Origin of the sequence: Planktothrix pseudagardhii (assembly GCF_904830925.1) — a bacterium.
Lineage (GTDB): Bacteria > Cyanobacteriota > Cyanobacteriia > Cyanobacteriales > Microcoleaceae > Planktothrix > Planktothrix tepida.
Map to the genome: position 1 here is coordinate 616,630 of NZ_LR882967.1, position 26,502 is coordinate 643,131.

20 protein-coding genes and 1 pseudogene are annotated in these 26,502 nt (G+C 37.3%); 6 read left to right on the top strand and 15 right to left on the bottom strand.

All coding sequences use genetic code 11. The annotated features are described in order from the left end of the window. Positions 1-31: 31 nt before the first annotated feature. The 5 genes from NMK36_RS02630 to NMK36_RS02650 form a co-directional block, all read right to left on the bottom strand. Positions 32-1,183 carry a cupin-like domain-containing protein gene (locus NMK36_RS02630; protein WP_072722666.1) on the bottom strand — a complete coding sequence of 384 codons (1,152 nt, stop codon included), beginning with the start codon at positions 1,181-1,183 and terminating at the stop codon, positions 32-34. Between the two features lie 186 nt (positions 1,184-1,369). Next, positions 1,370-2,239: a sugar kinase gene (locus NMK36_RS02635; RefSeq protein WP_254172927.1), complete on the bottom strand. Its 870-nt coding sequence runs from the start codon at positions 2,237-2,239 to the stop codon at positions 1,370-1,372. Between the two features lie 46 nt (positions 2,240-2,285). After that, positions 2,286-4,019, bottom strand: a complete 1,734-nt coding sequence (locus NMK36_RS02640; RefSeq protein ID WP_072722664.1) for a putative bifunctional diguanylate cyclase/phosphodiesterase — start codon at positions 4,017-4,019, stop codon at positions 2,286-2,288. Between the two features lie 165 nt (positions 4,020-4,184). Beyond that, positions 4,185-5,366, bottom strand: coding sequence for a hybrid sensor histidine kinase/response regulator (locus tag NMK36_RS02645; protein WP_254172928.1), 1,182 nt, complete (start codon positions 5,364-5,366; stop codon positions 4,185-4,187). Next, positions 5,345-9,670 carry an AAA family ATPase gene (locus tag NMK36_RS02650; protein WP_254172929.1) on the bottom strand — a complete coding sequence of 1,442 codons (4,326 nt, stop codon included), beginning with the start codon at positions 9,668-9,670 and terminating at the stop codon, positions 5,345-5,347. Before NMK36_RS02650 ends, NMK36_RS02645 begins: the two co-directional genes overlap by 22 nt. A gap of 164 nt (positions 9,671-9,834) precedes the next feature. On the opposite strand from NMK36_RS02650, the gene rsmI reads away from it, so the two are divergent. From rsmI to NMK36_RS02665, 3 genes are all read left to right on the top strand, one after another. After that, positions 9,835-10,683 (top strand): 16S rRNA (cytidine(1402)-2'-O)-methyltransferase, encoded by an 849-nt coding sequence (gene rsmI, locus NMK36_RS02655; RefSeq protein WP_072722661.1) that lies wholly within the window; start codon positions 9,835-9,837, stop codon positions 10,681-10,683. A gap of 81 nt (positions 10,684-10,764) precedes the next feature. After that, positions 10,765-12,024: a serine hydrolase gene (locus NMK36_RS02660; RefSeq protein ID WP_072722660.1), complete on the top strand. Its 1,260-nt coding sequence runs from the start codon at positions 10,765-10,767 to the stop codon at positions 12,022-12,024. 43 nt (positions 12,025-12,067) lie between these two features. Continuing rightward, a complete protein-coding gene (locus tag NMK36_RS02665; protein ID WP_072722659.1) occupies positions 12,068-12,271 on the top strand; it encodes a hypothetical protein in 204 nt (67 codons plus the stop codon). Positions 12,272-12,282: 11 nt separating this feature from the next. Here the strand turns inward: NMK36_RS02665 and NMK36_RS02670 are convergent, their stop codons facing one another. Next, entirely contained in the window at positions 12,283-12,702 is a 420-nt protein-coding gene (locus tag NMK36_RS02670) for an AAA family ATPase (RefSeq protein ID WP_254172930.1), read from the bottom strand. A 119-nt stretch (positions 12,703-12,821) separates the two neighbouring features. Here NMK36_RS02670 and NMK36_RS02675 point away from each other — a divergent pair, with 119 nt between their 5' ends. Next, positions 12,822-13,853: a transposase gene (locus NMK36_RS02675; protein WP_072719935.1), complete on the top strand. Its 1,032-nt coding sequence runs from the start codon at positions 12,822-12,824 to the stop codon at positions 13,851-13,853. Here the strand turns inward: NMK36_RS02675 and NMK36_RS02680 are convergent, their stop codons facing one another. The 6 genes and pseudogenes from NMK36_RS02680 to nagA form a co-directional block, all read right to left on the bottom strand. After that, positions 13,854-14,801, bottom strand: coding sequence for an AAA family ATPase (locus NMK36_RS02680; protein WP_072717387.1), 948 nt, complete (start codon positions 14,799-14,801; stop codon positions 13,854-13,856). A 149-nt stretch (positions 14,802-14,950) separates the two neighbouring features. After that, positions 14,951-16,275: pseudogene (locus NMK36_RS02685) on the bottom strand (IS4 family transposase). A 179-nt stretch (positions 16,276-16,454) separates the two neighbouring features. Beyond that, on the bottom strand, positions 16,455-17,330 hold the full coding sequence (locus NMK36_RS02690; RefSeq protein ID WP_072717388.1) for an alpha/beta fold hydrolase: 876 nt from the start codon (positions 17,328-17,330) through the stop codon (positions 16,455-16,457). A 171-nt stretch (positions 17,331-17,501) separates the two neighbouring features. After that, positions 17,502-17,852 (bottom strand): DUF1815 family protein, encoded by a 351-nt coding sequence (locus NMK36_RS02695; RefSeq protein WP_072717389.1) that lies wholly within the window; start codon positions 17,850-17,852, stop codon positions 17,502-17,504. A gap of 396 nt (positions 17,853-18,248) precedes the next feature. Beyond that, on the bottom strand, positions 18,249-18,461 hold the full coding sequence (locus tag NMK36_RS02700) for a DUF2839 domain-containing protein (protein ID WP_072717390.1): 213 nt from the start codon (positions 18,459-18,461) through the stop codon (positions 18,249-18,251). A gap of 56 nt (positions 18,462-18,517) precedes the next feature. Next, a complete protein-coding gene (gene nagA / locus NMK36_RS02705; RefSeq protein WP_254172931.1) occupies positions 18,518-19,756 on the bottom strand; it encodes an N-acetylglucosamine-6-phosphate deacetylase in 1,239 nt (412 codons plus the stop codon). Positions 19,757-19,828: 72 nt separating this feature from the next. Between nagA and purE the strand changes: the two genes are divergently transcribed. Further along, a complete protein-coding gene (gene purE / locus NMK36_RS02710) occupies positions 19,829-20,308 on the top strand; it encodes a 5-(carboxyamino)imidazole ribonucleotide mutase (protein WP_186440288.1) in 480 nt (159 codons plus the stop codon). Between the two features lie 570 nt (positions 20,309-20,878). Here purE and recA read toward each other — a convergent pair. Next, the gene (recA, locus tag NMK36_RS02715; RefSeq protein WP_072717393.1) at positions 20,879-21,964 is read right to left on the bottom strand and encodes a recombinase RecA; all 1,086 of its coding nucleotides are present in this window, start codon (positions 21,962-21,964) and stop codon (positions 20,879-20,881) included. A 336-nt stretch (positions 21,965-22,300) separates the two neighbouring features. Here recA and NMK36_RS02720 point away from each other — a divergent pair, with 336 nt between their 5' ends. After that, on the top strand, positions 22,301-22,897 hold the full coding sequence (locus NMK36_RS02720; RefSeq protein WP_072717394.1) for a pseudouridine synthase: 597 nt from the start codon (positions 22,301-22,303) through the stop codon (positions 22,895-22,897). Positions 22,898-22,988: 91 nt separating this feature from the next. Here NMK36_RS02720 and NMK36_RS02725 read toward each other — a convergent pair whose 3' ends face one another. Next, on the bottom strand, positions 22,989-24,692 hold the full coding sequence (locus NMK36_RS02725; RefSeq protein WP_254172932.1) for an AAA-like domain-containing protein: 1,704 nt from the start codon (positions 24,690-24,692) through the stop codon (positions 22,989-22,991). 16 nt (positions 24,693-24,708) lie between these two features. After that, entirely contained in the window at positions 24,709-26,268 is a 1,560-nt protein-coding gene (locus NMK36_RS02730; RefSeq protein WP_254172933.1) for an AAA-like domain-containing protein, read from the bottom strand. Positions 26,269-26,502: the final 234 nt, after the last annotated feature.

A 26,502-nucleotide genomic window follows, 5' to 3' on the forward strand; every position in this document is an offset into this window, starting at 1 on the left:
GAGTCCTATAATAGGTTGGCACACCCTTTGTTTAATAGTGACCAAAGGAAGGATTTTTCCAATCATAATCATTCGGAAATATAAAATTAATAAAAGATACTGAAATACTGATCTCTAAAGCTTTGACATAATGCCACCATCCCACCGGAAGAAAAATCACTTCTCCGGGGTGTAGAATCACATCAATGGAACGAACGTTTCGATATAAAGGATAACGGCTATAATCAGGATTAGCCGGATCAATGGGACTAAAAACCCCAATGGTATTATAAAGAAATGGGGTTTGTTGAGGGGGAATCATTTTAATTAGTTTTCGCCCCGAAACTTGAGCTAAAAAGATATTAATAGGATCATGATGTAAAGGAGTTACAGTTCCGGCTGAACCAAACCAAAAAAATGTTCTTCCGGCTTTAATATCAGGGTTTAAATATTCAGGAAAAATTTCCATATCTTCAAAGAGACCCTGCATTTCTTCACGGTTTAAGGTATGGTTATTCGCCACCATATAGTAATCATTGGTTTCTCCCGCATGAACAACCCAATCAATATAATCTTGAAATAACATCGTTTTCCGATGTTGTTCTAAATTAATTTCATAATTGGGATCAGCGTTGCGATTTCCTTGAACTTGAATGCTAACATTACCATACTTTTCTTTTAAATATTCAGGTGTCCATCGGTGCAAAGCTGCCCAATTGTTCATCAGACCCGTTAAAATAACAGGTTTATTTTGTGAATAATATTGGTCTAAAAATTCATCTTTTGATAAAAAGGGAATTCGAGGAATAGTGTTAGAATGGGAAGATAAAGCAGCGAGTTGATTTTGAATTTGTAAAAGAGATTCTAGTTTTTCTAACTTTTGCAGAATTTCTTGTCCGGCTTGAAAATAAGGTTGATTGGTGATGCCTGTAACTTCTTCAATGGCAAGCTTAACATCAATCCCATTTTTAACCATACATTCAATTAAAGCCTCATCGGATTGATTAATTAATTTATTGGCGGCTACCCATTTTTTCCAACCATCAGGAAGTTGAGGAGGGTGAACTATTTCAGGCGGTTGAGACGGTTGTTGGGGTTCATGAATGGGAGGTTGAGGAAGCCATTGTAAACTGACTTTCTGGCCATCGTTTAAGGTGATTTGTAAAGGGGGAAGGGTAATTTTTAAGGGTTGAATATCGGTCATAGAGTGGCAACCTTTTATCGTTAAAAATAGGATATTTTAATAAAATAAAATCAAAAAACACAAGAGCATACTATAATTATATCCCAAGGGTTGCAAATTGTCTATAATTCTCAGTTTTGTTAGCCGAATTGAAGAGAAAAACAATCATCAGAGTCATAGGAAATTAAAAAACTGCAATCAACCCGGTTAGTTTTCCCAGAATTGAATCCATTGACGAGTTCCAAAATGTTGACAAGATTGGGCGGCAATTTTGGCGGATTCAGCTAAGGCGGTGGTAAAGTTTTGGGATAGAATAAAATGGCAAAAAGCACCATGAAAAATATCGCCTGCACCTAAAGTATCAATAGCTTGAATGGTGGGAACCGAGATTTTCCCACTTCCTTCTTTAAGGGTAGCATATTCAATGGGTTTTTCTCCTTGAGTAATTGCAATATAAGGAATATTTAAGGCTTTGAGATAATTAAAAACATCTTCGGAAGTTTGGCAGTTAGGAGGATAAAAAGCATTAGAACAAATGGCATAGGTGATATGGGGTAAAATTGTTTCTAATCCCGGTTTCCAACTGCCTCCATCTAAAATAATAGGTATTTTCTGGGTTTTGGCTTGCTGAATGATAATTTGACTCATCGGAATTTGATGACCATCGATTAAAATAATATCAATATTATCTAAAAATTGAGGTAAATTTGAGAAGTTGGAAACTTGGGATTTTGTCGCATTAATGGAAACAACCATCCGATCACCTGTTTCAGGAGTCACAATAATTGATGAGACGGGAGGTGCTTCTAAACGAGTGGGATCTAAGTCTACCAGATTAACATTATAGTATTGTAAATCGGCTCGAATCAGTTGTGTTAAAGGATGGCTACCTAATACTCCCAGTAAGGTAGATGGGTTCCCCAAACTGTTAAAAGTAACAGCAGCATTGGTTGCTGGCCCACCAGCAACAACGCTATAATTTGAAGCCACAATTTTTTGATTTTTATGGGGATAAGTGTTAACCGAATAAATGAAATCAAGGGTGATTAATCCCACAAATAAGCCTTGTTTAGCCATAAAATGATTTTAAAAATTGAGAAGTTAACAAAAGGTTAAATCGAGTTTAATAAACTTTTTTTTTCTGGAAAAGCCGAAAAATACAGTTGGCATCAACAGGCGGTGAAAAATAATACCCTTGTGCATATTCACAGCCTAAATCCTTTAAAATAGCAATTTGTTGTTCTGTTTCTACTCCTTCTGCAATCACATCCAAATTTAAACTATGAGCCAAGGTAATTAAGGTTTTTATAATATCTAAGCTTTTGGGATTTAAGTTAAGGTTTGAGATAAAAGAACGATCAATTTTTAATGTATCTAAAGGAAGAGATTGCAAGTAAGATAAACAAGAGTAACCTGTTCCAAAGTCATCAATTGCTAATCGAATTTTTCGGGATTGGAATTGACTCATGTATTGGGTTACAATTTCAGGATTTTCCATTAAAATGCTTTCCGTAATTTCTAGTTTTAACGTGAATCCTTCCAAGGGATTAGATTGAATAATATTATCAATTAAGCTAGTAAAATCCGAATTCAAGATTTGTAAACCGGATAAATTAACACTGAGTATTAAAGGAAATTGTTCAGGAAATTCTTTGTACCAGCGACTAAATTGGCGACAAGCCTCTCGAAGTACCCATTCTCCCAAGGGAATAATCAGTCCAGTTTCTTCTGTCAAAGGAATAAATTCTGAGGGCGGAATTAAGCCTCGACTCGGATGTTGCCAACGAACTAAGGCTTCAAACCCTGCTAAATGTTGATTGTCTAAGCTGTAAATCGGTTGATAATAAACCCGAAATTCCTGATTTTCTAACCCTAATTCTAAATCCGATTCTAACTGCAATCGATTTAAAACTGCCATCTGCATTTCAGGATTAAAAAAAACGGTACAATTTTTTTGATTCTGCATTCTAGCATAGTGCATCGCTGTATCTGCTACCCTTAAAAAATCTTCTGCTTGTTCACAGGGAAAACTTGATAATGCAATCCCAATGCTGGTATTTCCTGATGCAATAATTCGGTGTCCTCGCAGGGATAATTTCAAAGCTTTATGAATTTGATTTGCTCTTTCTAAGGCAATATTTTCTGATTGAATACCGGGTAAAAACAAAACAAATTCATCTTTCCAAATTCGAGCTAATACATCAGTAGTGTGAAGACAAGATTTTATCCGTTCAACTGCTTGAATTAAAAACTCTTCAGCTAAAGTCTTTCCATAACCATATCGAATTACTTTAAATCGATCTAAGGCTAGATAAAAGACAGCAAAATCTAACCGTTGATCAATAGCGGCTCGAATACATTCTAAAACATGATTTTGATTCGGCAGCCCCGTAAGTTTATCATAAAGAGCCAAATATTGTAAATTCTCAACAGCAGCTTCTAGTTGTTCTTTTTGCAGGCGACTTTTAGTGACAATATCAATCGTTTTGCGGATGGTTAAAATTAAATCTTGAAAGTTAATGGGTTTGGTTAAAAAATCAAAAGCTCCTCGATTCATGGCCGTTCTAATATTTTGAATATCGCCATAAGCTGAGACAACAACTGCTTTAAGGAGCGGATCAATTTTAGGGATTTGTTCGAGCAATGCCCATCCATCCATCCCCGGCATATTTAAGTCGGTTAAAACCATAGAAATATGGGGAGTTGAACGCAAAATATCCAAAGCATCAATACCACTGGTGGTAAACAAAAACTGGAATTCTCCAATTTCAATTTGATGTTTTAATCGTCTTTCTATCAACCGTTGTAACTCCGGTTCATCATCAATTACTAAAATACAAGCTGGGGTTTGAGGCATAATAATATAGCGTGTAGGGAACAGGGAACAGGGAACAGGGAACAGGGAACAGGGAACAGGGAACAGGGAACAGTAGTTTATGACCCTCATCATTTTTTTATTTTAATCACCTCCGGTTCAATAGAATTAGATGAGATATTATTCGTGACACAAAATCCGATGCGATTAATTCTCCTGCTGAATTTTAGGTAAAGTTAAAGTAAACTCAGTATATTGTTTCCATTTTGTATCAAGTTGAATGCTTCCTCCATGCTGTAAAACAATAATATCATGGGTTAAAGATAAGCCTAGCCCCATGCCTTGTCCGGGGGGTTTGGTTGTAAAAAAAGGGGTAAAAACATTAGCAATCGTGTCAGGTTGAATCCCAATTCCATTATCATGAATTTTAATTTCAATATAAGATTCTTGATTCTTTGTCGTTAAGGATAAAGTAGGGCTAAAATTAGTATTTCCATGCTGCTCTTCTAAGAATTTTAAATAAAGGGCGTAACAGCTATTATCAATTATATTAATAAAAGCCCGATGTAAATCCGAGGCAATTGCTTCTATGGGTTCTAAATTAGAATCAAATTGTGTATGAATTGTCATTAAAAACTGTAGATGTTTAGCTCTAAAACTATGGTAAGCTAATTTAAGGGCTTGAGGTAAAAGATCATTGAGATTAATACATTGATATTCTCCCGGTTCAGAACGAGCCAACTGCATCATACTTTCAATAATTTGACTAGCCCGTTCTCCATGTTCATAAACCGCCTGAGAATCCTGGATTACCTCTTGCAATTGATTGATAATTTTCTGGGGTTCTAGCTGAGGATTTTCCTGGATATTTACGAATAATTCATTTAAGCTATCAATAGAAGATTGAGCATAATTAATCACAAAATTTAAAGGATTACGAAGTTCATGGGCAACCCCTGCGGTAATTGTTCCTAAAGACGCTAATTTTTCTTGAGCAATAATTTGTTTTTGGGCGGCTCTTAACCGTAAATGAACTCGAACTCTTGCTAAAACATCTTGTTCATCAAAGGGTTTGGTAATATAATCTACAGCCCCTAAAGAAAGACCCTTAACTTTATCAATCGTTTCTGATAATGCCGTCATAAAAATAATCGGAATATCCTGAGCTTTTGGGTTAGCTTTCAGACGACGACAGGTTTCAAATCCATCAATTTTAGGCATTTTTACATCGAGTAAAATCAGTTCTGGTAATTCTTCCATGACCTCCTCTAAAGCTTCTTCTCCATTGGTTGCGATCGCCAATTGAAAGCCGGCACTGGTTAAAGTTTGTGACAGAATTTTTAAATTGGTGGGATTATCATCAACAATTAAAATGAGTTGATTGTGCATTGATTTAGAAACTCCTTAATTTGTGTTAATTGAAATTCTTGAGTCATGGACTTAATCCGATCTGCAAATAAACTCCAACGCGGATCAAAAGCTTTGAGTTTCATCACTTCCTCTTCCAATTCTAAAACTCTCCCTCGCTTGGCTAATTTAACTAAATTATCTAAAATTTCAGGACTGGGAATGACTAAAGTAAGCGGATTTTCTGAAAGGGGTGGAAGCCAAGTTTCTTGGGGGCGATCATATTCCCATTCTAACTTTAACCAAGTTTTAAGTTTATGTAGTAAATCCTCAACTTGTAAGGGTTTAGGAAGAAAATCATTGCATCCCGCATCATGGCTTTGCTGTCGATCCCATTCATAAACAGATGCGGAAGTTGCAATCACAGGAATATTATTGAATTTGGGTAAAGAACGAATGCGGCGAGTCATTTCAAAACCATCCATAATCGGCATTAATAAATCAGCAATCACTAAATTAGCTTGGGTAATTTCCAGTTGCTCTAACCCTTCTTGACCATTACTTGCTTCTAACACTTCAAACCCTAAAGGTTGCAATAAATCGACTAACACTAAGCGATTTTCAGGTTTATCATCCACGACTAAAATCTTGAATTTTTTTCCTCTAAATCCTACAATAGAAGATAAGGAATTACCGTCAGGTATCGGTTGCCATTGGGTTGAAGCCGGAAGAGTTAATTCAAACCAAAACTTACTCCCTTTTCCAGGGTTACTTTCTACAAATAAATCTCCTCCTAAGTGTTTAATTAATCGTTGAGTAATCGCTAACCCTAATCCAGTTCCCTCGGCACGATAGGACATCTCTGCCACCTGTTCAAAGGGTAAAAAAATCCGCTCTAATTGTTCAGGATTCATGCCAATTCCGGTATCTTCAATTTGAAATTTAAGGGTTGTATCAATAGGATGATGAGTGCATAAAGAAGTAGTTAATTTTTCTTTATCAATGACTTTTAAACTAAAAGTTAGCTTTCCAGAGTCCGTAAATTTAACGGCATTTCCTAAAAGATTAATTAAAATTTGTCTTAAGCGTTTTTCATCAACTTCCACAACGGTTGGAAGTTGAGATAAAGGCATATAGATAAACGTTAAACCTTTTTGTTTAGCTTTAATCGCGCAGATTTCTATAACGTCTTTTAAAAAAGTTTCTAAATTGATCGGTTGAACTGAGATATCTAGTTTTCCTGCTTCAATTTTTGATAAATCTAAGATATCATTAATCAAGGTCAGAAGATGGGTTCCACATTGATGAATAATTTGAATTCCCGCTTGTTCTTTTTCAGATAAGGTTGTTGAACGTTTTAAAATTTGGGTATATCCTAAAATTCCATTTAAGGGGGTTCGTAATTCATGACTCATATTGGCTAAAAATTCACTTTTAGCATGACTCGCGGCTTCCGCATCTTCTTTGGCTTCTTTCAAGGCTTCTTCAACTTTTTTTCGTTCCGTAATATCAATATTAATTCCCACAATTCGAGTCATTTTATGAGGACGTTCAGGTAAACCAATTCCTCGACTTAAAATCCAAATGTAATGACCTTGTTTGTGTCGCATTCTCAAAATAATTTCATAATGAGAATATTTCCGATAAATATATTTATAAACTTGGTTAAGAACGGAATCTCGATCTTCTGGATGAATTCTATAAATAAATTCATCAATTTTGGAACTAAATTCTTCTTCGGTGTATCCTAACATTTCTTGATATCGAGGGGAATAATAAGCTTCACCTGTAATAATATTCCAATCCCATAAGCCATCATTAGCACCTCGCATGGCTAACTCAAATCGTTCTTGACTTTCCCGTAGTGCTTGTTCAATGCGTTTACGTTCTAATATCTCTTGTTGTAAGGCTTGGGTTCGTTCGGTCACTTTTTCTTCTAAGGTTTGATAAAGACGAGCATTTTCAATGGAAATTGCGGCTTGAGAAGACAGTAAATTTAAAATTTCTAACCGTTCTGACGTAAAAGCTCCAGCCATTAAATTATTCTCTAAATATAAAATTCCCATCAGTTTTCCTTGGTTCAAGAGGGGAACACATAAAATAGATTTAGGTTGATAGAGAAGAATATAATCATCACTGGTAAATTTATTTTCTTCCGTAGCATCATGAATCACTAAACTCTCTTGGGTATGAATTACATAATTAACAATAGCGTTGCAAACTTCCGGGGTATTCGTGTGGGGATTTATCCATTCAATCGGAATCTTTTGTAGAACTTGAACTTGATCAGGAACAGTTGTTACCGATGCTTGAATAAACCAGTGTTCATCAGATTCTAAAATTAAATATCCTCGCTCGGCTCCCGCATTTTCTAATACAATTTTCATGATTTTGGTGAGTAAATGCTCAATAGAAATTTCGCGGGAAAGGGCTTGAGAGGCTTTAAAAATACTGGCAATATCTAAGGAATTGGATGAATTAATATTATCAGGTTTCTGTAAGTTTTTAGGAGGATTATTACAATAATTCGTAATATTTTTAGCCTGAATTTGTTCCAGATTCCATGTCCAGTTGCCTTTGTGGTTGCCTTGTATCCACGATAATTGAGTTGGGTATTGAAATTGCAATAATCCTTCTGTATAAAGGGATTTCAAAAATTCTTTAGTAAAAAAAGGATTTCCTTGAGTTTTTTGATAAACTAAATTTGCTAAGGATTGACTGATTTCCAGAGAACAATTTAATCCTTCAGCAATTAAATGATTAACATCTGATAAGCTTAAATTATTGAGAATAATTTTAAACCCTTTATCTTGGCTTTCTTTAATCACTTCTAGGATTGATTTTAAGGGGGGATTGAGATTTAATTCGTGATGGCGATAGGCTCCAATAATCATTAAATATTGAATTGTTTCATCTTGAATTAAGGTTTTAATCAAGTTTAAAGATGCCCAATCTGCCCATTGCAAATCATCTAAAAAAATCACTAACGGATGTTGAGGTTGAATTAACGCTTGAATTAATTTTTTAAAAGTCCATAAAAAACAATTCGGAGTGGCTTGTAAATCCAGAGATTTAGGGACAGATGTTTTGCCAATGACTCTTTCTAAGTGGGGAATTACATCAATTAAAAGATGTCCTTTATTTTCTACAAAAGCCAAAATTTTTTGTTTCCATTGCTCTAATATTTCTTTCCGTTCTGTTAAAATTTGATGGCAAAACTCATTTAAGGCTTGAGCAATGGCAAAATAGGGAATATTTCGTTTATATTGATCAAATTTTCCTGAAATAAAAATGCCTCGTTTAGCCGTTACCGGTTTATGAATTTCTCGAACTAAGGCCGATTTTCCCACACCAGAATAGCCCGAAACCCAAATTAATTCTCGGTTTCCTTGACTCACCCGTTCAAACGCTTTTAACAAGGTTTGTAGGTGGTGTTCTCGACCATATAATTTTTCTGGAATTTGTAATTTATCGGATAAATCTTGGCTTCCTAATAGAAAAGGTTCAATATCACCCTGGGTTTTAATTTGTTCTAAACATTGTTCTAAATCACTTTTAATTCCATAAGCAGATTGATATCGATCTTCGGCATTTTTAGCCATTAATTTTAAAATAATACCGGATAGGATGTCAGGTAAGCTAAAGGCTGTATAGTGACGGGGAGAAATCGGAGTTTTAGCTATATGACTATGGACTAATTCTAAAGGGTCATCACTTTGAAACGGTAATCGACCCGTGAGTAATTCATATAACGTTACCCCTAAAGCATAAAAATCACTGCGATAATCAATTGGACGATTCATGCGTCCCGTTTGTTCAGGGGAGAGATAAGCTAAGGTTCCTTCTAAGGTATTGGGAGAAATAAAGGTAAGGTTTTCTTGAGATAAAACACTCGCAATGCCGAAATCAATCAGTTTAACAATTCCCGTCTGAGGATTTAAGATAATATTACTAGGGTTAATATCTTTATGAATAATATTAAATCCATGAATTTGACCTAAACTTTTAGTAATGGCGATCGCTAATTGCAAAAATTCAATTAAATTCAACTGACCCGCCGATCCCAATTTCGTCAGAGATTCTCCCCCAAAATCTTCTAAAATCATGATCGGGTGAGGGTGATGGTGTTCTAAGCCGTAAACTTTCACCACACCGGGCAGATTTAAAGACTGAATCAGTTCATATTCTCGCTGAAACCGAGCTAACTGTTTGGGATTATGTCCCTGTTCCCGCAAGACTTTCAGCACAACCGGCTGTTCATGGTCAACCCAATAGCCCCGATACACTAAACTGGTGGGACTGCTATACAGTAAAGTAGTTGTGCCAAATCCTGATAGTGTCAGCATTCTGGTTCAGTTCATGATTTTCGGGGTCAAGAGCAACAAGCCTTAATCTCAAGATCAAAAATGAACTGGAGATGTACTCTATACTTCTCTAAGATACCTAATATTATCCTTGAGGTATGGTGCGTTATATCACAGTTATATTTGCGTAAGGTCTTAAATTAAACATGACGATTCAAGCTGGAACCCTTTATATTGTTGGTACTCCCATTGGCAACCTGGAAGATATAACCTTACGCGCGATAAAAATTTTACAAAGTGTTGATTGGATTGCGGCTGAAGATACCCGTCATACGGCCAAGTTATTACACCATTTTGACATCAAAACGTCGCAACTAAGTTATTATGAACATAATCAACATCGCCGGATTCCCACTCTGGTTGCATCTCTACGTCAGGGAAATGCGATCGCCTTAGTGACTGATGCCGGAATGCCAGGCATTTCTGACCCCGGATATGAATTGGTTAAAGCTTGTATTGAAGCGGAAATTCCCGTGATTCCCATTCCTGGGGTTAGTGCGAGTTTAACAGCTTTAAGTGCGGCGGGACTGCCAACGGATCGATTTGTTTTTGAAGGCTTTTTACCGACCAAAAATAAAGAGCGCCAAAACCGTTTAACTTTATTACAAACTGAATCTCGAACCTTAATATTATATGAAGCGCCCCATCGTCTTCTGGAAACCTTAACCGATTTAGCGCAAAGTTTAGGATCAAAACGGTCAATTGTCATCGCACGGGAACTCACAAAACTGCATGAAGAATTTTGGCGCGGAACGTTAGCAGAAGCCGTACAATACTATCAAGATCATAACCCCAAAGGTGAACTCACATTAGTGATTGCAGGTATTACGGAAACGGCAACTCCTCTGACAGAAGATCAAATTAAAGCGGAACTCCAACGTCTAATTCAAGAGGGGATGTCCCATTCCGAAGCCAGTCGCCAAATCGCCGAAGCCACCTCCATTTCCCGTCGCCAAATCTATCAACTGGCTTTAACTTTACCTGATTTGGGTTAATAAGGCGATAATGGATCATTCTACAATTGCTGTCTTCTGCTATTGTATTATTCTATATTTAATTTTCCTATTTCCTCTAATATGGCTTCTCTTACCCAGCACCGTCGGTCTGTGCGACGTTCTTCTGTTCGAGGCTATTCTTTAAGGCACTCGCCTATTAAAGTTAGAACTAAACCTCCCCATCCATTAGCACGGTTAAAATACTCTCGAATTCTATTTTTAATTGCCCTATTATTAACCTTTAACTGGACAATGGGAGGGATTTTTAAACTATTATTTCCACCCGCAAAACCCCAACCCCAAATTCAAAATACTACGATTTCTGCCCCAGTAGCTACCAATACCGATAAAACCGTTGTTTATAATATTAAAACTCCTCCTAATTTAACTTCTAGTAAAGACTTACAAACTATTGTTGATGGGGCTGTTAATATTGCCAAAACCCAAGGATTACCAACCGAATCTTTATCGATTAGCTTAATTGATGTTAGTAATCCTCAAACCCATACTATTGCTGGATATAACAATACTACCCTCAGATTTCCCGCCAGTGTTGCTAAATTATTTTGGATGGTGGCATTTTTTGGCTATGCCGAAAAAGGATATATTCCCCAAGAATCCCCCTTTTATACCGATTTATCCCACATGATGCGAATTTCCGATAATGATGCCGCTAGTCGCATTGTTGATGCTATTACACAAACTGAATCGGGGGAAAATTTAGACAAACCTCAATTAGATAAATGGGTGCAAAAACGCAGTCAAGTCAATCAATTTTTTGAAAAATCCGGTTATAAAGGGATTAATTTAACCACTAAAAATTATCCCATTACAGGGATAGGAGAAGAACCCACAGGTCGAGATTTACAACTGCGAGAAAATCCCCCCTATTCTAAAGGAAATCTTGTCACCACAGACCAAACCGCACGATTAATGTATGAAATTTATACAAAACAAGCCATTTCTCCTGTAGCCAGTACCAAAATGGCCTATTTATTAACTCGTGATTTAAACCCCAAAGCCTGGAAAAATATTGATGCTAACTCCGTTGAAGGATTTTTAGGAGAATCTTTACCTCCTGACATTTACTATGGGTCTAAAGTAGGTTATACCAGTCGTTCTCGTCAAGAAGTTGCCTTTGTTAGAACCTTAAACGATAAAGCCATTTATATTCTAGTCGTATTTGGAGATGATCCTGCATGGTCAAAAAATGAAAAGGTTTTTCCTCAAATTTCCCGTTATATTTTTGACCGTTTAAATCAAACTCCCTTAAAAAGCACCCCCGAAAAAGTGACTCAACTCAATTCTTTATCTTTACCCATAGTCGGTATCGAGCATTAAATTGTAGTAAGCCCTTCAGGGCTTAATTCCCCTCTCTATAAATATGAAAAAAGACCTAATCATTCCTCAAACCTGTCCTCACTGTGAGGGAAAAGGATATATAGAAATTCGAGATTGTTCAGGAGAAATTCAACGGGAAGAAACTTGTTTTTTCTGTGAAGGAACCGGAGAATTTATTCCTGAAAAAGATCAAAGTAGAATCACAAACCTTGACTCTGAACAAGAGGATAGAAGTATCAAAAATTAATACTTTTCCCATTATTGATATTCCCGATGTTCAGCTAAACTTTTTTCTAATAATCCTTGTTGCGTGATTTTTCCTAAAGAACCTGATGCGATTAATTTGGGTAAATTATCAATTTCATCTAAAGGAATTAACTGGTTTTCTCCCGTATCTTGATCTCGATAAGCAACCATAACAAAAGGAATAAAATCAGGGGTTAATTCATCCATTAAAGCGGGGTTATGAGTCGTGACTAAAATATCAATATTCCGTTTTTTCCCAATTTCTCGTAACATTTGTAAAAGTAAACCAGCGCGAGAGGGATGTAAACCATTATCAACTTCTTCAATCACAATTAAACTGCCTTCGGGACGGGTTAATAAAGCGGTTAAAATGGCTAAAAATCTGGTTCTTCTAGGCTGGTTATGATAACTTAGTAATAAACAAAAAATCAAGAAGGAAAAAATGTTTAAAGTTGAATTGAGTGAAACTGATAATGGGAGATTGACATAGACAATATTTTATGGTATTAAATATTGACTAAATCACTAAGAAAAATGACTTTTTTATAAAAATGCCATCTAACTCCCTACTTTATTTTATTACTCAAATCATTAACTTTCCCGGTTTTAAAGCAACAAATTATCATTTTATTACGGAGAATGAACTTCTGATTGAATTAGAAAATAAACAGACTAGCGCGACTTGTCCTCATTGTGGGAAGAGTACGAGTAAAGTACATCAATCACATCGACATAGAGTGCGAGATATTCCTGTGAGTAGTTTTGATGTCTTTCTGAATGTAAATCGCCGTCAATTTAGATGCCCTAACTGCCAGAAAGTATTTTCCGAAGAATTAAGTTTTGTGAAGAAAAGAAGAACATATACAAAAAGACTAGCCCAAAAAGTGGTTGAAGAAGTGTTAGCAACAGATGTGGTGAATACCGGAAAAAGAAATCGAATGAGTCCGGCAGAAATTGAAACGATATTAAAAGAAATGGAAGCGGTCAGTATAGACTTGTGGGTTCCCTATAAAAGTGTAGTGGAAGAACTGATGCCGAATGCACAAGTAGTTGCGGATAGATTTCACGTCATGAAACAAGTCAATGAAGAGTTAGACTATCGGAGAAAAACCGAGAAAAAACAGGCAGAAAAAATCAAAAATAAAACGGAAAGAGAACGTCAAATCTCAGGAATAAAAGAGAGTAAATATCCTTTGCTGAAAAAGAAAGAAGATTTGAACGAGACGGAAAAATCAAAATTGTCAGTTCTCAAAGAAGTCATGCCAGAATTAATGGATATGTATGATAGAAAAGAGAAATTTAGAGATATATTTGAAAGTCAAATAACGGGAGATGAGGCATTTTGGCAACTGGTAGAATGGACTGAATCATCTTATAAAGACTTCCCAAAAAGCTGCCAAACAATCAAAAGGTGGATTGCCGAAATTCTCGCCTATTTCGACAATCGAACTACCCAAGGAGCCGTCGAAGGAATCAATCAGAAAATTAAGTTAATTAAGAGAAGAGCGTATGGCTTAAATAATTTTGCTAACTTTAGAAGAAGAGTTCTCTTAAATTGGCATTTTTCTCCTAATTTATCATAGTTACCCTAGAAGAGCTAAAAATCTTAAGGTTCCATCGGACATTCCTCTTGCATCAACTAATAAAGGTTCTTGATTTTCACCCCATTTTTCTTCACAATATAACATCGCATCACTACCTAATCTTCCCACAGGTTCAGCCCAAACTCGTTGTAAATCTCCTTCAGGAAGTTGGGATAAATAATTTAGTAAAGTTTGTTCAATTTTTTCTTTTTCAGGTTCAGGAAATGCTGCTAAAACTCCCGCAATATTTGAGCTATCCTGTTCTAAAGTTTTTGATAGGGGAGAATATTTTCTCATATTCTGAGGAATTGGGTTAATAATAAATATTGTTCTTAGAACTTCTATAGTAGTAGTATAACTCCAATTCGTACTGCTCAAAGAAGAAAAATCATAAAAAGGCAGATATTTCTGATTCATCAAAAGGAATTGATTTTTAGGGAATAATTGATTTAATGCTGATAATTCATATTTTCCCAGAGTCATTTTGATACTGCCCGAAGAGGGATATATAAATGACTCTATACGACTAATTTTATTTTCTGGTGAGTTATTGCTTTTGTGATTTTCATTAGATTTAAGTAATTTTATAAATTCATTAATTAATTGTATTTTAGGTTCTATTTCAATTGTAACGCTATAAAGACAATCAAATTCAACTTGCTCATTTTCCTGTTCATATTCCCCACTAATAACCGCTTCTAAAGTAAACTGAGTTTCCGGTTTTCTAACCACCCATTCTAACCCCCCTCGAATTCCTGGGGTATGACTATCACCCATTAAAGCTGATTCTAAAGATTTTGCTTCAGGAATGCGACTTAAAAAGTCTAAAGCATCAATAATATTAGATTTTCCACTAGAATTAGTTCCAATTAAAATAGTAAGTGGATCAATATATAAGGTCGCATCTTTAAAACTTTTCCAATTTTTTAAGTTAATTTGTTTTAGCATTATAAATTTTTTCGGGTTTAATTTTTTTATAAAATCTACTGATAAATACAATGATGAAAACTGGTTTAATTATTTATATAGCAAGTCTAAATCAGTTATAAATGACTTAAAATCCAATTTATCGTAGGGGCGAGGCGCGCCCATTGGCGTCAACTTAAGGAGCGATCGCCCCAAACCTGCTGTGTAAGAGCATCGATTTCTCGATGTCGTTTTCGAGTGGATTTGACCAAGCCAAATAACTTCTGATGTGAGGTTAAATAGCTAATAACATCAGAAGTTTCTCCCCGTAAACTAGCTCGAGAAAAATGATATAAAGCGCGAAATACCATTTCTGTAGAAATTCGTTCTTTCGGTTGACCTAAAGCCATAGCGACATCAGTACACAACTGATTTAAGACGGCATAAAATATCCAGGTTGATAAAATTTGAATTTGGATTCCGTTGCTATCTCCCACCCAGAGATAGGCTAATCCTAATAATCTCTTCGTTAATAAAAAGGCTTGTTCAATTTGCCAGCGATTTCGGTACAACTCACAAACTTGTTGAGCCGATAATTCCTCTGGATCTAAGACATTGGTTAAATAGCGATACCAAGTTTTTCCCCATAAGACTGAGACTAATCGTACAGGCTGATGACATCGGTTAGAACGGTACAATCCCATCTGGATAATTTCATCTTGATAGTATAACCCTTGGCTTAATGTTTTTTTGACTTGATAGGCTGTTTTTTCTCTTAATCGGGTTACAAAAAATTTTTTTTGTTCTGTAAATTCATCAAACCACCCAAACTTAAAAAAACCTAAGTCAAAAATCATTAATCCCCCTTGGGGAAGTTGTTCTAACAGTTGGTCAGTAAAGATTTTATCGTTAGCTTTTGATTCTTCTGTATACCACATTTTCACCGGTCTATATGTCCAGGCTTCTACAATCACCATCATCTTTCCCCCTAACACTGTGTTACCCTTTCTCAGCACTTTTAACTTTTTAAATATTTCTTCCAGTGTCGAACCATCTGCTATCCAAATTCCTGTAAACTTTTCTGAGATCCCTTGCCATTTTTCCGGCACTCCCTTCAGATTTTCTTCGCTTTTTAATTTCTCTATCACCTGTTCAAAGATTTCTACAAATAAACTCGCTGGTAGCGTTCTTAATCTTTTTGATAACGCTTCCACACTCACTTGCATCGGTTCTATCCACAGCATTCCTTCTTCCGTTAGGATTCTTAACAGTTCTCGCAATCCAGCTATTCTTCTATAGACTAAGCCAATAACTACTGCCATCATCACTGGTAAATTTAATACTCGCGAACGCAGTTTTTTTCCTGAATTCCTCGGCTTTCCTTTAACGGTTTAAAATTTTCGGGTGTTAGTAGTCTATACAGTTCTTTTTCTAGCACTTCTAATGGTGGCCCTGCCATTTGACTTTGATGCCTTAAATCCGCATTTCTCAAAATTCTCCCTGTTGTTTTACTCATCTGATTTCTTTCCCCCTTCCACTAACACTGACCTTGGCGATCGCCCCTTTAAACTAACACCTACAGTTGCCACGTTGCCAGGGCGACTACTCATCGCCCTCTTCAACTCCCATTAGTCGTTGCGATCGCCTTTCCTTAAGTTGACACCAATGGGCGCGCCTCGCCCCTACTACTCCTAACTAACGTCTTAAAAAATTCAACAATTCTCGATTCACTGTTTGAGGAACTTCCTGTTGAATCCAGTGACCACAATCAGGAATTAATTGTAGTTTAAAAGGCGCAGCAATTAATCGGTCTAAACCTTCGGTAAGATGATGGCTTAAAAATGAATCTTCCTTCCCCCATAAAACTAATGTCGGAGACAAAATTTTAGCTGGGGTTTTTGTCCAATTTAATAACCAAGTCGGCGGCCAAAATAAATGACGATAATAATTAATGGCGGCGGGTAATACCCCTGGTTTTTCTAAAGCCGCTTCATAAATTTGAGTTTCCTCTGCACTAAACGCGCCTTTACGGATAGCGTGTTCTCGCAACGCATTCGTGACAAATTCTTTTAAATTCTGTTGGATTAACCATTCGGGAATTCCGGGAATTTGAAAAGCAAAAACAAACCAACTGCGACGAAGTTGATCTAAATTACTGACTAATTCTTGTACAAATCGATGGGGGGGAGGAGCGTTGAGAATCGCCAAACGGTTGAGAGATTGGGGAAACTTTTGAGCAAAATGCCATGCAATTAACCCCCCCCAATCATGCCCAACAATATGAGCTTTGCCATAGCCTAGACGTTCAATTAATCCTTGAATATCGGTACAAAGAGTATCTAAATCATAGCCACTTTCCGGTTTATCTGAATCGTTGTAGCCGCGTAAATCAGGCACAACTACTTTAAAATAACGGGCTAGGGCTGGAATTTGATAGCGCCAAGCGTACCAAAATTCAGGAAACCCATGCAGGAGTACGACGAGTTCACCCTCGCCTTGAGTTACCGTGTGTAAGCGAATATTATTCGTCTCAACAAACAGATGTTGCCAATCAGATTCTAGTGTCACCATAAACTCCAATCTTGTTGCTCACAAGTGGGATGCTGACATCTCCCTTGAATTTCCTCAAGGGATTGGAGCAATGTTAAACAGTTGCTTCTGATCTCAGATTACCACTTACAGGCGGTTGTCATACTCCATTCACATCATTAGCTCTTCGAAGACCGGGAAAGATCAGGTCTTCTAAACAGGTTGGACGAGTTTGGGAGTCATGACATAGCCAGAAACGCTTCCTCTGTAAATCACTAAATTGGCTAATTCCTGCAACTGTTGAATGGCCTCGGCTCCTTCAAGCTTCATGAGTTCGCGGTCATCGCGCATTTCTGTCCAGGTAATGCCATAGTCTGACACCAGAAACCGAATCAGATGATTTTCGCCTAAACTCACCATGAAAGAGGCACTATTCATCTGACCCCCACAGGTATAGCATGATGCCAGATACCCCTGTCGTTCTAGCACGGTGGCTAGAGCTTGGAGGTTCATCACCAAGTCCTGAACAAATTTGCGGTGTTGCTCTGCAAGTCTGAGAAACATAAATTGTCCTCCTATCACCACACCTAAGATTATTTCCAGAATGTAACATAATCTTAAGGTTTTGGTGCTGAAATATTAATCTTAGTCTGACCAGCCTAAATTGAAAAGATCACCTCCTGGAGGTTAAAACACACACCGTTTTGCAGATTAACGAAACTACTCCCGTAAGAAGGTATCTAGGAAAACAATACCGTTAAATTTTTGTTAACTATACGGTTCTAACTGGACTAAGATCCTACTCTGCAAAGGATTAGCTGAGAAATCACGTCTAAACCTATAATAAAGATTTAATACTCGATATAAGTATAGCCCCTAGTAATCGGATAGTAGATCTTTAGTTTCCGGGATCAGTTCCTGTTGAAGACCTGCTCAGATCAAACGCTGTTCCCTTGGATCTTAATCAATTTGCCACCATCCAAACCCAGGGCCAATAAATCGAATCGTAATCCAGACCGCTACTAATAACCCAATGCCAATCCAACTGACTTTAGTGGTAATTTCCATAAATTGTTGGCTTTGGTTTTTGGTAATGGGAAGCCAAGGGGAGATTTTTTCTTCTTGGCCATAGCGTTCTCCCATGGTTTCTTTTCGACGTTTAGCTTCACCCATATTTGTATACAAAAGTTAACAATGACTCTCATTTACTCAACTTTATTGTATTGTATTTAATCGTGAGTTGCAGCATCAGAACTCAGGAGTCGTTGCCAACTTAAACTTGGAATTTCCGAAGATGAATCAACCTGCCATCGCAACAGTTGAAATGCAGATTCACCCACAAGGGAAAATAAGCCGAGTGCTTGTCTGGGGGCAATTGTCGCTAAAGCGATCGCATCTTCCACTCCACAACAATTCCATTGAACTAAATTTTGCACCCCGATTAGCAAGGGTAACGTGGTTCCGGCTAAAGTGCCATCCGCTAAACGGGCTGTTCCTTGTTTAACTTCAATTTGTCGTTCATCCCAAGGATAAACACCATCGGGAAGTCCCAAGGGTGCTAACGCATCACTCACTAAAAATAGGGGGATTAAATTAGTCGTTTCCTGGGTTGGGGTTATTCCCGACATTCGCAAGAGTAACTTCACCATCAAAGGAGAAACGTGCTGTCCGTCCGCAATAAAACCAGATTGGACTTGATGATTAACTAACGCGGCTCCTAATAAACCGGGTTCTCGATGGTGTAAACTGGGCATGGCATTAAAGGCATGAGTCACCATTGTTGCCCCCTGAATAAATGCTTGTTCTGCCTGGGCTGTGGTAGCCTGGGAGTGACCTAAACTGACAATAATGCCTAAATTGGTCAAATGGGGAATGACGGTTCCTGTTGGGTCTAATTCAGGGGCTAGGGTGATGATTTTAACACAATGGCTATAGTTCCCCAAAACTTGCTGCACGTTATCCACAGTTAAGGGTAACAAATGCTCTTGGGGATGGGCTCCGCGTTTACTGGGATTGAGAAATGGCCCTTCAAGATGAACCCCTAATATTTTAGCGGTGGGTTGGTTTTGGGGAACAGTTTGCCTAAAGTCGCTAATTGTTGCCAGCGATCGCTGTATTTTCTCAACAGAAGTAGTCACAATTGTGGGCATAAAACCATCAATTCCCTGCTCCCATAAATATTGACAAATTTGAGTTAATTTGGGGAAGTCCTGGGGTTCTAAATCCGGGAATGCTAATCCTAACGCTCCATTAATTTGTAAATCTATGCCACCCAAGGATAGCCAATCTCCTTGTAAATCTAATTGTTCTATTTCTGTTGAGGATAAAGATTGAGATAAACTCGGCATCGGTTTAATGGCATCAATTTGACCTTGGCGAATTAAAACGTGTTGTAAATTTTGTGATCCAGGGAGACGGACATTGATAATATCGAGGTTAGCAGTGTATGACTGTGGTGTTGTTGTCATGAGGAATAATTTAAGACTTTGAACTCTACATCATTATTTTCTAACTCTACTCCTCCTGTTGTGGGGATTATCATGGGGAGTGATTCAGATTTACCAACGATGAGTGCTGCGATCTCGATTTGTGAAGAATTTAGAATCCCCCATGAGGTGGCAATTGTTTCGGCGCACCGTACCCCGGAACGGATGTTTGACTACGCGAAAACAGCCCATCAGCGAGGACTCAAGGTGATTATTGCTGGAGCAGGAGGAGCCGCCCATTTACCGGGAATGGTTGCGTCTTTAACTCCTCTACCTGTCATTGGGGTTCCGGTCACAACTCGAACGTTACAGGGGGTTGATTCTCTCTATTCTATTGTACAAATGCCGGGAGGAATTCCAGTGGCAACGGTGGCGATTGGCAATGCTAAAAATGCAGGTTTATTAGCGGTACAAATATTAGCCAGTCATGATCCCGAACTGTTACAAAAGGTTTTAGATTATCGAGAAAATCTCAAGCAATCTGTTCTGGAAAAACAAGAGCGTTTAGATCAGGTGGGTTATGCAGAATATTAATAAGAGTTAAAGGGAACAGGGAACAGAGGGGAAAAGAAAATAGGGAATAGGGAATAGAGAATAGGAAAAAGTGATTAGCCACCATAGCAATTATTGGTAGCAGACATTTAAGGATTTTTGTATTAGTTTTACTAATTATTTATTTTAAATCAATTTTATTTTCAAAAGATTGTCACAAAATCATCATATTTTATTGAGAATAGCTCTCAAAGAGTTGACGAGATTCTAGGGGTTCTGCTACACTTGAGAAAATAGTACCCAAGGGGTTATTGTGCCTATATGCCAAAATAAAGGCTGAAGCCCTTATGCTGTCGTCAAATCTCTGGATTTCGTGACTAATTTTCTGTGTGGCGATGCACGAGTTTTTAGAAGAAACGGTTTAATCCAAAACACCCCTCTTGACAAAATCAACAAATTGTGTAGAGACGTGCCATGGCACGTCTCTACGGGGAAAAGGGCGATCGCAACCTCAAAGAAACCCATTACTATCATGACTATGAAGGGGCGGGGTTTGTAACCCGATTTCCTAAGAACAGATAACCGTTATCAACCTGCCCCCATCAACATCAATTATTCTTCTTCTGAACTGCCATCAAAGTCTTCTTCATCATGACTATCAACTTGGGTGACAGAATTCGCTGAAACCACAGCCCCACTGTCTAAAGCCCCTCTCACTTTTTGCTCAATTTCAGTTGCCAAGGCTGTATTTTCTTCTAAATAAGTTAGGGTTTTATCCCGTCCTTGACCAATATTATCGCCGTTGTAACTGTACCAAGCCCCTTTGCGTTTTAAAACTCCTGTTTCTTCCGCTAAATCAATTAAACAACCTAACGTAGAAATCCCTTTTCCAAAGATAATATCAAATTCTGCAATCCGAAAGGGAGGAGCAACTTTATTCTTAGCAACTTTAACTTTAGCCCGAATTCCGTATTCATCCGTTCCCCGTTTTAAGGTTTGAATTCGACGAATATCTAACCGTACAGAGGCATAGAATTTTAACGCATTCCCCCCCGTTGTGGTTTCCGGGTTGCCATAGGTGACGCCGATTTTTTGACGCAATTGGTTCAGGAAAATTACAGTACAATTTGACTTACCAATATTACCCGTAATTTTGCGTAAGGCTTGACTCATTAACCGCGCTTGTAACCCCATGTGGGCGTCCCCCATATCCCCTTCAATTTCTGCCCTGGGAACTAACGCCGCAACGGAGTCAACGACAATAATATCAACGGCTACAGACCGCACCAACTGATCCACCACTTCTAAGCCCATTTCTCCGGTGTCCGGTTGAGAAACGAGTAAATTTTCCGTATCCACTCCTAGGACAGCCGCGTAAGTCGGGTCAAGGGCGTGTTCTGCATCGACAAAGGCGGCTACTCCTCCGGCTCTTTGCACTTCGGCGATCGCGTGTAACGCTAATGTAGTTTTACCCGAACTTTCTGGCCCATAGATTTCAATCACCCGTCCCTTGGGTAAACCGCCTCCCAAAGCCAAATCTAGGGTTAATGCACCACTGGGAATAGTTTCCACTTTCATCCGGGTGGCGTCCCCTAACCGGACAATGGCACCTTTCCCGAAACTTCGCTCAATTTGGTTTAAAACTTGAGTTAGAGCTTTTTTCTTTTCAGAACTAGAATTATCTTTTACTGTAGCCATTCGCTGTAATTGTTAGTAACGGTTAACGGTAAGCGTCCTCGCCACCCTAGATGTCAGGCAAGCATCACTGGTATGGTAGCAGTTTTGCTTGGGTTGTGACTATCGGGGATCGGGGTTCCCGTCAGTGAGCTTAACAATTTTTTGCAGTTCGTCTGCTCAAGCTCTCAGGGAACCTCTTCTCATTGTAAGAAAGATTGATGTTTTCGTCAATATCGGGGAATGGGGAATAATGGATTCCAGAATTATTTTATAACAATCACCCGTAGTCGAGATTTTAGAGACGAAACCGCTTAAAATTTTTAAGGAATTAAACGACGCAAGAAACGAATTCTACTTATGGCTTATCGATATCTTTTATTTTATAAACCTTATGATGTTTTGAGTCAGTTTACCGATGAAGATCCGACAACAACTCCCCGTAAAACCCTAAAAGATTTTATTTCTATTCCGTTAGTTTATCCCGTTGGACGTTTGGATCGAGATAGTGAAGGATTATTATTATTAACCAATGATAATTTTGTTAAACATCGGTTAATTGATCCGAAATTTGCCCATCCTCGAACCTATTGGGTACAGGTGGAACGCATACCCGATGAAATAGCTTTAAAACAGTTACGTCAGGGGGTACAACTCTCTGATTATCGCACCAAACCTGCACAAGTGAAATTACTTTCCCCAGAACCCCATTTACCTTCTCGTGAACCCCCCATTCGCTTTCGCAAAACCGTCCCGACGGCTTGGTTAGAACTGACGTTAACAGAAGGTCGTAACCGTCAAGTGCGGAAAATGACGGCTGCGGTGGGGTTTCCGACGTTACGGTTAGTAAGAGTGGCGATCGCACATTTAAGTTTAAACCAACTCGAACCGGGTCAATGGCGAGATTTAACCGCTATTGAACTTAAGAAATTGATGCAAATCTTAGGAAGTTGTTAAATTGATTTCTAGCCTGGGATTAGTCGCTTCTAAATGTTAGTGTGAGTGATAGAACCTTATGCGAGGGTATAAATTAATCATTCTAATCAAGCTATAGATGAAGATTAGGATTAAACCAATTCCCATCAGTAATGAATTCTTGACTTTGCCAATAAACCTTATCTAAACGTAAAATTTCCCATTGTTTATTGGCAGGTTCAAAACCGAATTCGATATAACAATCACCCGAATCAAACTGATTAAAAAGCCATTTTCCGTCCCGATTATCAGCCTTTAAAACAAAACTAATAATTAATCTAAAAAATAGTTCTGATTCATCTAAGATATAAATTTTATCAATCCTTAATCTTAGATTACATTCAGGGGAAAAGTAAATAAAGAAATTTTTGTAAAAATCAATTAGTGTTGATTTGGAGATTGCTCCACATAAACTTCCACTAAAATGTTTAGAAATTAATGAATTCAGCAGGTTAATATCTTGGTTAACATAAGCTTTTTGAAATTTTTGTACACCCATTTCTATGTGATTCGGTAAAGTTACGGGATTAAAAGTAATATTTTTTAACAATTTAGAGTTATTAATGGTTTGAATCATTTCTGAATTTGATAAATTTTTAAATAAATCTGCTTGAGAAATTTTAAAAACTTTTTGATAGATTGTAGGTAAAGATTCTTGTTTTTTAATGATTCCTAAATTTTCTAGCCATGATAAATTAAATATTTCTAAATATATGTAATTACAGATTGCGACTTTTTCCTTAGATTTAATAACAATTCCAGTTAATCGTAATTCTAAATATTCCTTAGTTTCTTTATAGAGATTAAATTCAGAGGTTAAAATTTGAGAATATAATTCTAATAATTTTTCAGAATGCTTACTTCCCCAAAGTAAACGATCACGAATTGTTCTCAAATGTTCCGGTTCGTCCTGAGCTTCCCAATTTTCTATTATACGCGATCGCACTAACTTCTCAACCCATTCTTTCTCCTCCCCTTCAGGAATGATTTCCTCACTTAACCGTACTAACTGACAAACTTTTTGGGTTAAAAAAGGTTGTCCCCCTGTCCAGTTTAAAACTTCCTGTAACACAATTTCTGGGTTAGGAGATTTTTCAATAAACCCTAATGCTAACGGTTTAGCTTCTTCAAATTGAAAACCTGTTAATTCAATGGCTTGACCAATATTAAAGGGAGTGCTGTGATATTGACTATTAATTAAATCATTAGGAGTGGCTACCCCTAATAAAGCAAAGGTTAAACGGTTAAAATCTGGTTGTTCTGCTCGTTTATTATAACAAGCGCGAATGGAGGCAAAAAAATCATCTACATTAAAATTTAGCCTTAAAATACTATCAATTTCATCAATAAAAATCACGATTTTTTGACCAATAGCAGACAGTAAAACTGATTCAATAAATTTATTCCATCGTCTGACATTGGAGAGGCGTTGATTTTTAGTCCACCATTCATCTAAATCAAAATGATCATATAAATTTAAACTACTAACAATACTATCAATTAACCCAGCATACCATTCTTCCGGCGTAATATCAGATGTGCCAATAGCCGTTAAATCAATCGCAGCACAAACAATATTTTCTGCTTGTAAGCGTTGCATGGTTCGCACTCGCAAACTAGATTTTCCCATCTGTCGAGAGTTCAAAACATAACAGAATTCACCGGCTTTTAATCCTTGATAAAATTGTTCATCCGCTTGTCTATAAATATAAGTGGGGGAATTAACGGGTAAACTTCCCCCCACTTGATAGGAAAAATTCGGAGAGATTTCAGCCATAATTTTTAGGTATAAATTAAGGAATAACTCGATATAAAGGGAGAGGAGATTCAATTCCTTTGAGTTTCCGTTCTCCTAAATAAGTCGCTTGCAAGGATAAATGATTCTTCACCACATCATACACCGTTTGAGAAATACAAATTTCTCCCGGCATCGCTTGAGATTGTAACCGAGAAGCAATATTAACCCCAATTCCTAATACATCTCCACCGCTTAAAAATACATCTCCAACATGAATGCCAATGCGATGTTTTAAACTCGTTTCTGGGCTAATTTCTGCGGCGGCTAAAGCTTGTTGCATTTCTATCCCACAACGCACTGCTTCTACGGCCGAACTAAAATACAGTAATAATCCATCCCCCATGCTTTTTAATTCTTGTCCGTTGTGTTGACGAATTAAATCTCGAATCACCGTAAAATCCCGTTTAATACAGTCTAACATTTGTCGTTGATTGCGTTCCATCCGGGATGTTGAATCCACAATATCGGTGAACATAATGGCAGCTAAGGCGATATCCTTATCCTTACTGGAAGTTGTGAGCCCTAATTTTTCTCGAAAATAAATTCGATAGAGATTACATAAGGGTAATACATCATTTCCTTGAAATTTAACTAATCCCATACTTCTTAGTTTAAAGGCTTCAGCCGAAGGAATAGAAACCGGATAATCACTCTTAATCACTTGTTTTAAAATATTAGTTAATTCTTCATTTTTTTCTAAATTAGATAAATGGCGACGTAAATGATCATAGTAACATCCGGCTTCTGTGGGTGCAGTTTCCAGGAATTGTTCTAAAGTAATTTTATCTTTAGCAATTTGATACAATGCCATTCTGACTAAATAGGGATGTCCGCCAATCATGTCGAATAAAGCGGTAAATTCGACTTCGGAAAATTCTAATCCATGACGGTGAATTAAATCTTGAATTTGTTCGGGGGTGAGTTCAGGAAGTTCAACGGGTAATCCTACATTAAAGGGAGATTGATTAATATTGAGAGGGATATAAACTTCTTTAGAATGGGAAATAACTAAACGAAGATTTTGCCAAGTGGGTTCATTTTTGCTGCGTTCATGCCAAGCTCTTAATAACCCAAAAAAGTCAACGGCAATTTCAGGATGTTGAAAAATTAAATCGACTTCATCTAATCCTAACACCAAGGGAGAATCAAGTTGAGCGAGTAAATATCGTTGTAAATATTTTGTACATTTATTTTTACTTCCAATTACTCCTTTCCAGTATTGTTCAAGTTGATCATCCAATCCTAATTCTTCTGCAATACTGGCACAAAACCATTGTAAAAATTGATCCAGATTACTAAAAAATTCATAATCTGCTAATTGAAAATTTAAACAAGCTTTGTGATATCCTTGTTGAGTTCCAGAATGGAGAATTCGCTGCATGAGGGAGCTTTTACCCATTTGTCGGGGTGCTTTAATGCGAATTAATGCCGTCGGTCGTACTAAGGTTTGGTAACAGTCGGTTTCGATGGGAGGACGTTCAATATACAACGGAGAATCTAAAGGAACTTGACCTTCAGGTTCTTCGAGTTGGTTAGGGGGGATAGGAATATTCATGATAGAAACTTGAGAGGTTGGTTGTTTCTGTTATAAGCGATGTCGATAGGCAGTGGCTATATTATCGTACACTCGTCATCCCGATAGAAATCTATCTTTTTATGACCATAATGATATCTTTACAAAAAAATCTAAAATCTTTAAATAAAACCCTGTTAATTTTCCTCCTCCCCAGACTAGATTAAATCTATCGATTATCGGGATTGATCCCGTGATCAACTTTAATTTAAAATT

Coding starts and splice junctions, on each gene's coding strand:
- NMK36_RS02630 (WP_072722666.1), bottom strand. CDS start 1,183: ATGACCGATATTCAACCCTTAAAAATTACCCTTCCCCCTTTACAAATC.
- NMK36_RS02635 (WP_254172927.1), bottom strand. CDS start 2,239: ATGGCTAAACAAGGCTTATTTGTGGGATTAATCACCCTTGATTTCATT.
- NMK36_RS02640 (WP_072722664.1), bottom strand. CDS start 4,019: ATGCCTCAAACCCCAGCTTGTATTTTAGTAATTGATGATGAACCGGAG.
- NMK36_RS02645 (WP_254172928.1), bottom strand. CDS start 5,366: ATGCACAATCAACTCATTTTAATTGTTGATGATAATCCCACCAATTTA.
- NMK36_RS02650 (WP_254172929.1), bottom strand. CDS start 9,670: ATGCTGACACTATCAGGATTTGGCACAACTACTTTACTGTATAGCAGT.
- rsmI (WP_072722661.1), top strand. CDS start 9,835: ATGACGATTCAAGCTGGAACCCTTTATATTGTTGGTACTCCCATTGGC.
- NMK36_RS02660 (WP_072722660.1), top strand. CDS start 10,765: ATGGCTTCTCTTACCCAGCACCGTCGGTCTGTGCGACGTTCTTCTGTT.
- NMK36_RS02665 (WP_072722659.1), top strand. CDS start 12,068: ATGAAAAAAGACCTAATCATTCCTCAAACCTGTCCTCACTGTGAGGGA.
- NMK36_RS02675 (WP_072719935.1), top strand. CDS start 12,822: ATGCCATCTAACTCCCTACTTTATTTTATTACTCAAATCATTAACTTT.
- NMK36_RS02680 (WP_072717387.1), bottom strand. CDS start 14,801: ATGCTAAAACAAATTAACTTAAAAAATTGGAAAAGTTTTAAAGATGCG.
- NMK36_RS02690 (WP_072717388.1), bottom strand. CDS start 17,330: ATGGTGACACTAGAATCTGATTGGCAACATCTGTTTGTTGAGACGAAT.
- NMK36_RS02695 (WP_072717389.1), bottom strand. CDS start 17,852: ATGTTTCTCAGACTTGCAGAGCAACACCGCAAATTTGTTCAGGACTTG.
- NMK36_RS02700 (WP_072717390.1), bottom strand. CDS start 18,461: ATGGGTGAAGCTAAACGTCGAAAAGAAACCATGGGAGAACGCTATGGC.
- nagA (WP_254172931.1), bottom strand. CDS start 19,756: ATGACAACAACACCACAGTCATACACTGCTAACCTCGATATTATCAAT.
- purE (WP_186440288.1), top strand. CDS start 19,829: ATGGGGAGTGATTCAGATTTACCAACGATGAGTGCTGCGATCTCGATT.
- recA (WP_072717393.1), bottom strand. CDS start 21,964: ATGGCTACAGTAAAAGATAATTCTAGTTCTGAAAAGAAAAAAGCTCTA.
- NMK36_RS02720 (WP_072717394.1), top strand. CDS start 22,301: ATGGCTTATCGATATCTTTTATTTTATAAACCTTATGATGTTTTGAGT.
- NMK36_RS02725 (WP_254172932.1), bottom strand. CDS start 24,692: ATGGCTGAAATCTCTCCGAATTTTTCCTATCAAGTGGGGGGAAGTTTA.
- NMK36_RS02730 (WP_254172933.1), bottom strand. CDS start 26,268: ATGAATATTCCTATCCCCCCTAACCAACTCGAAGAACCTGAAGGTCAA.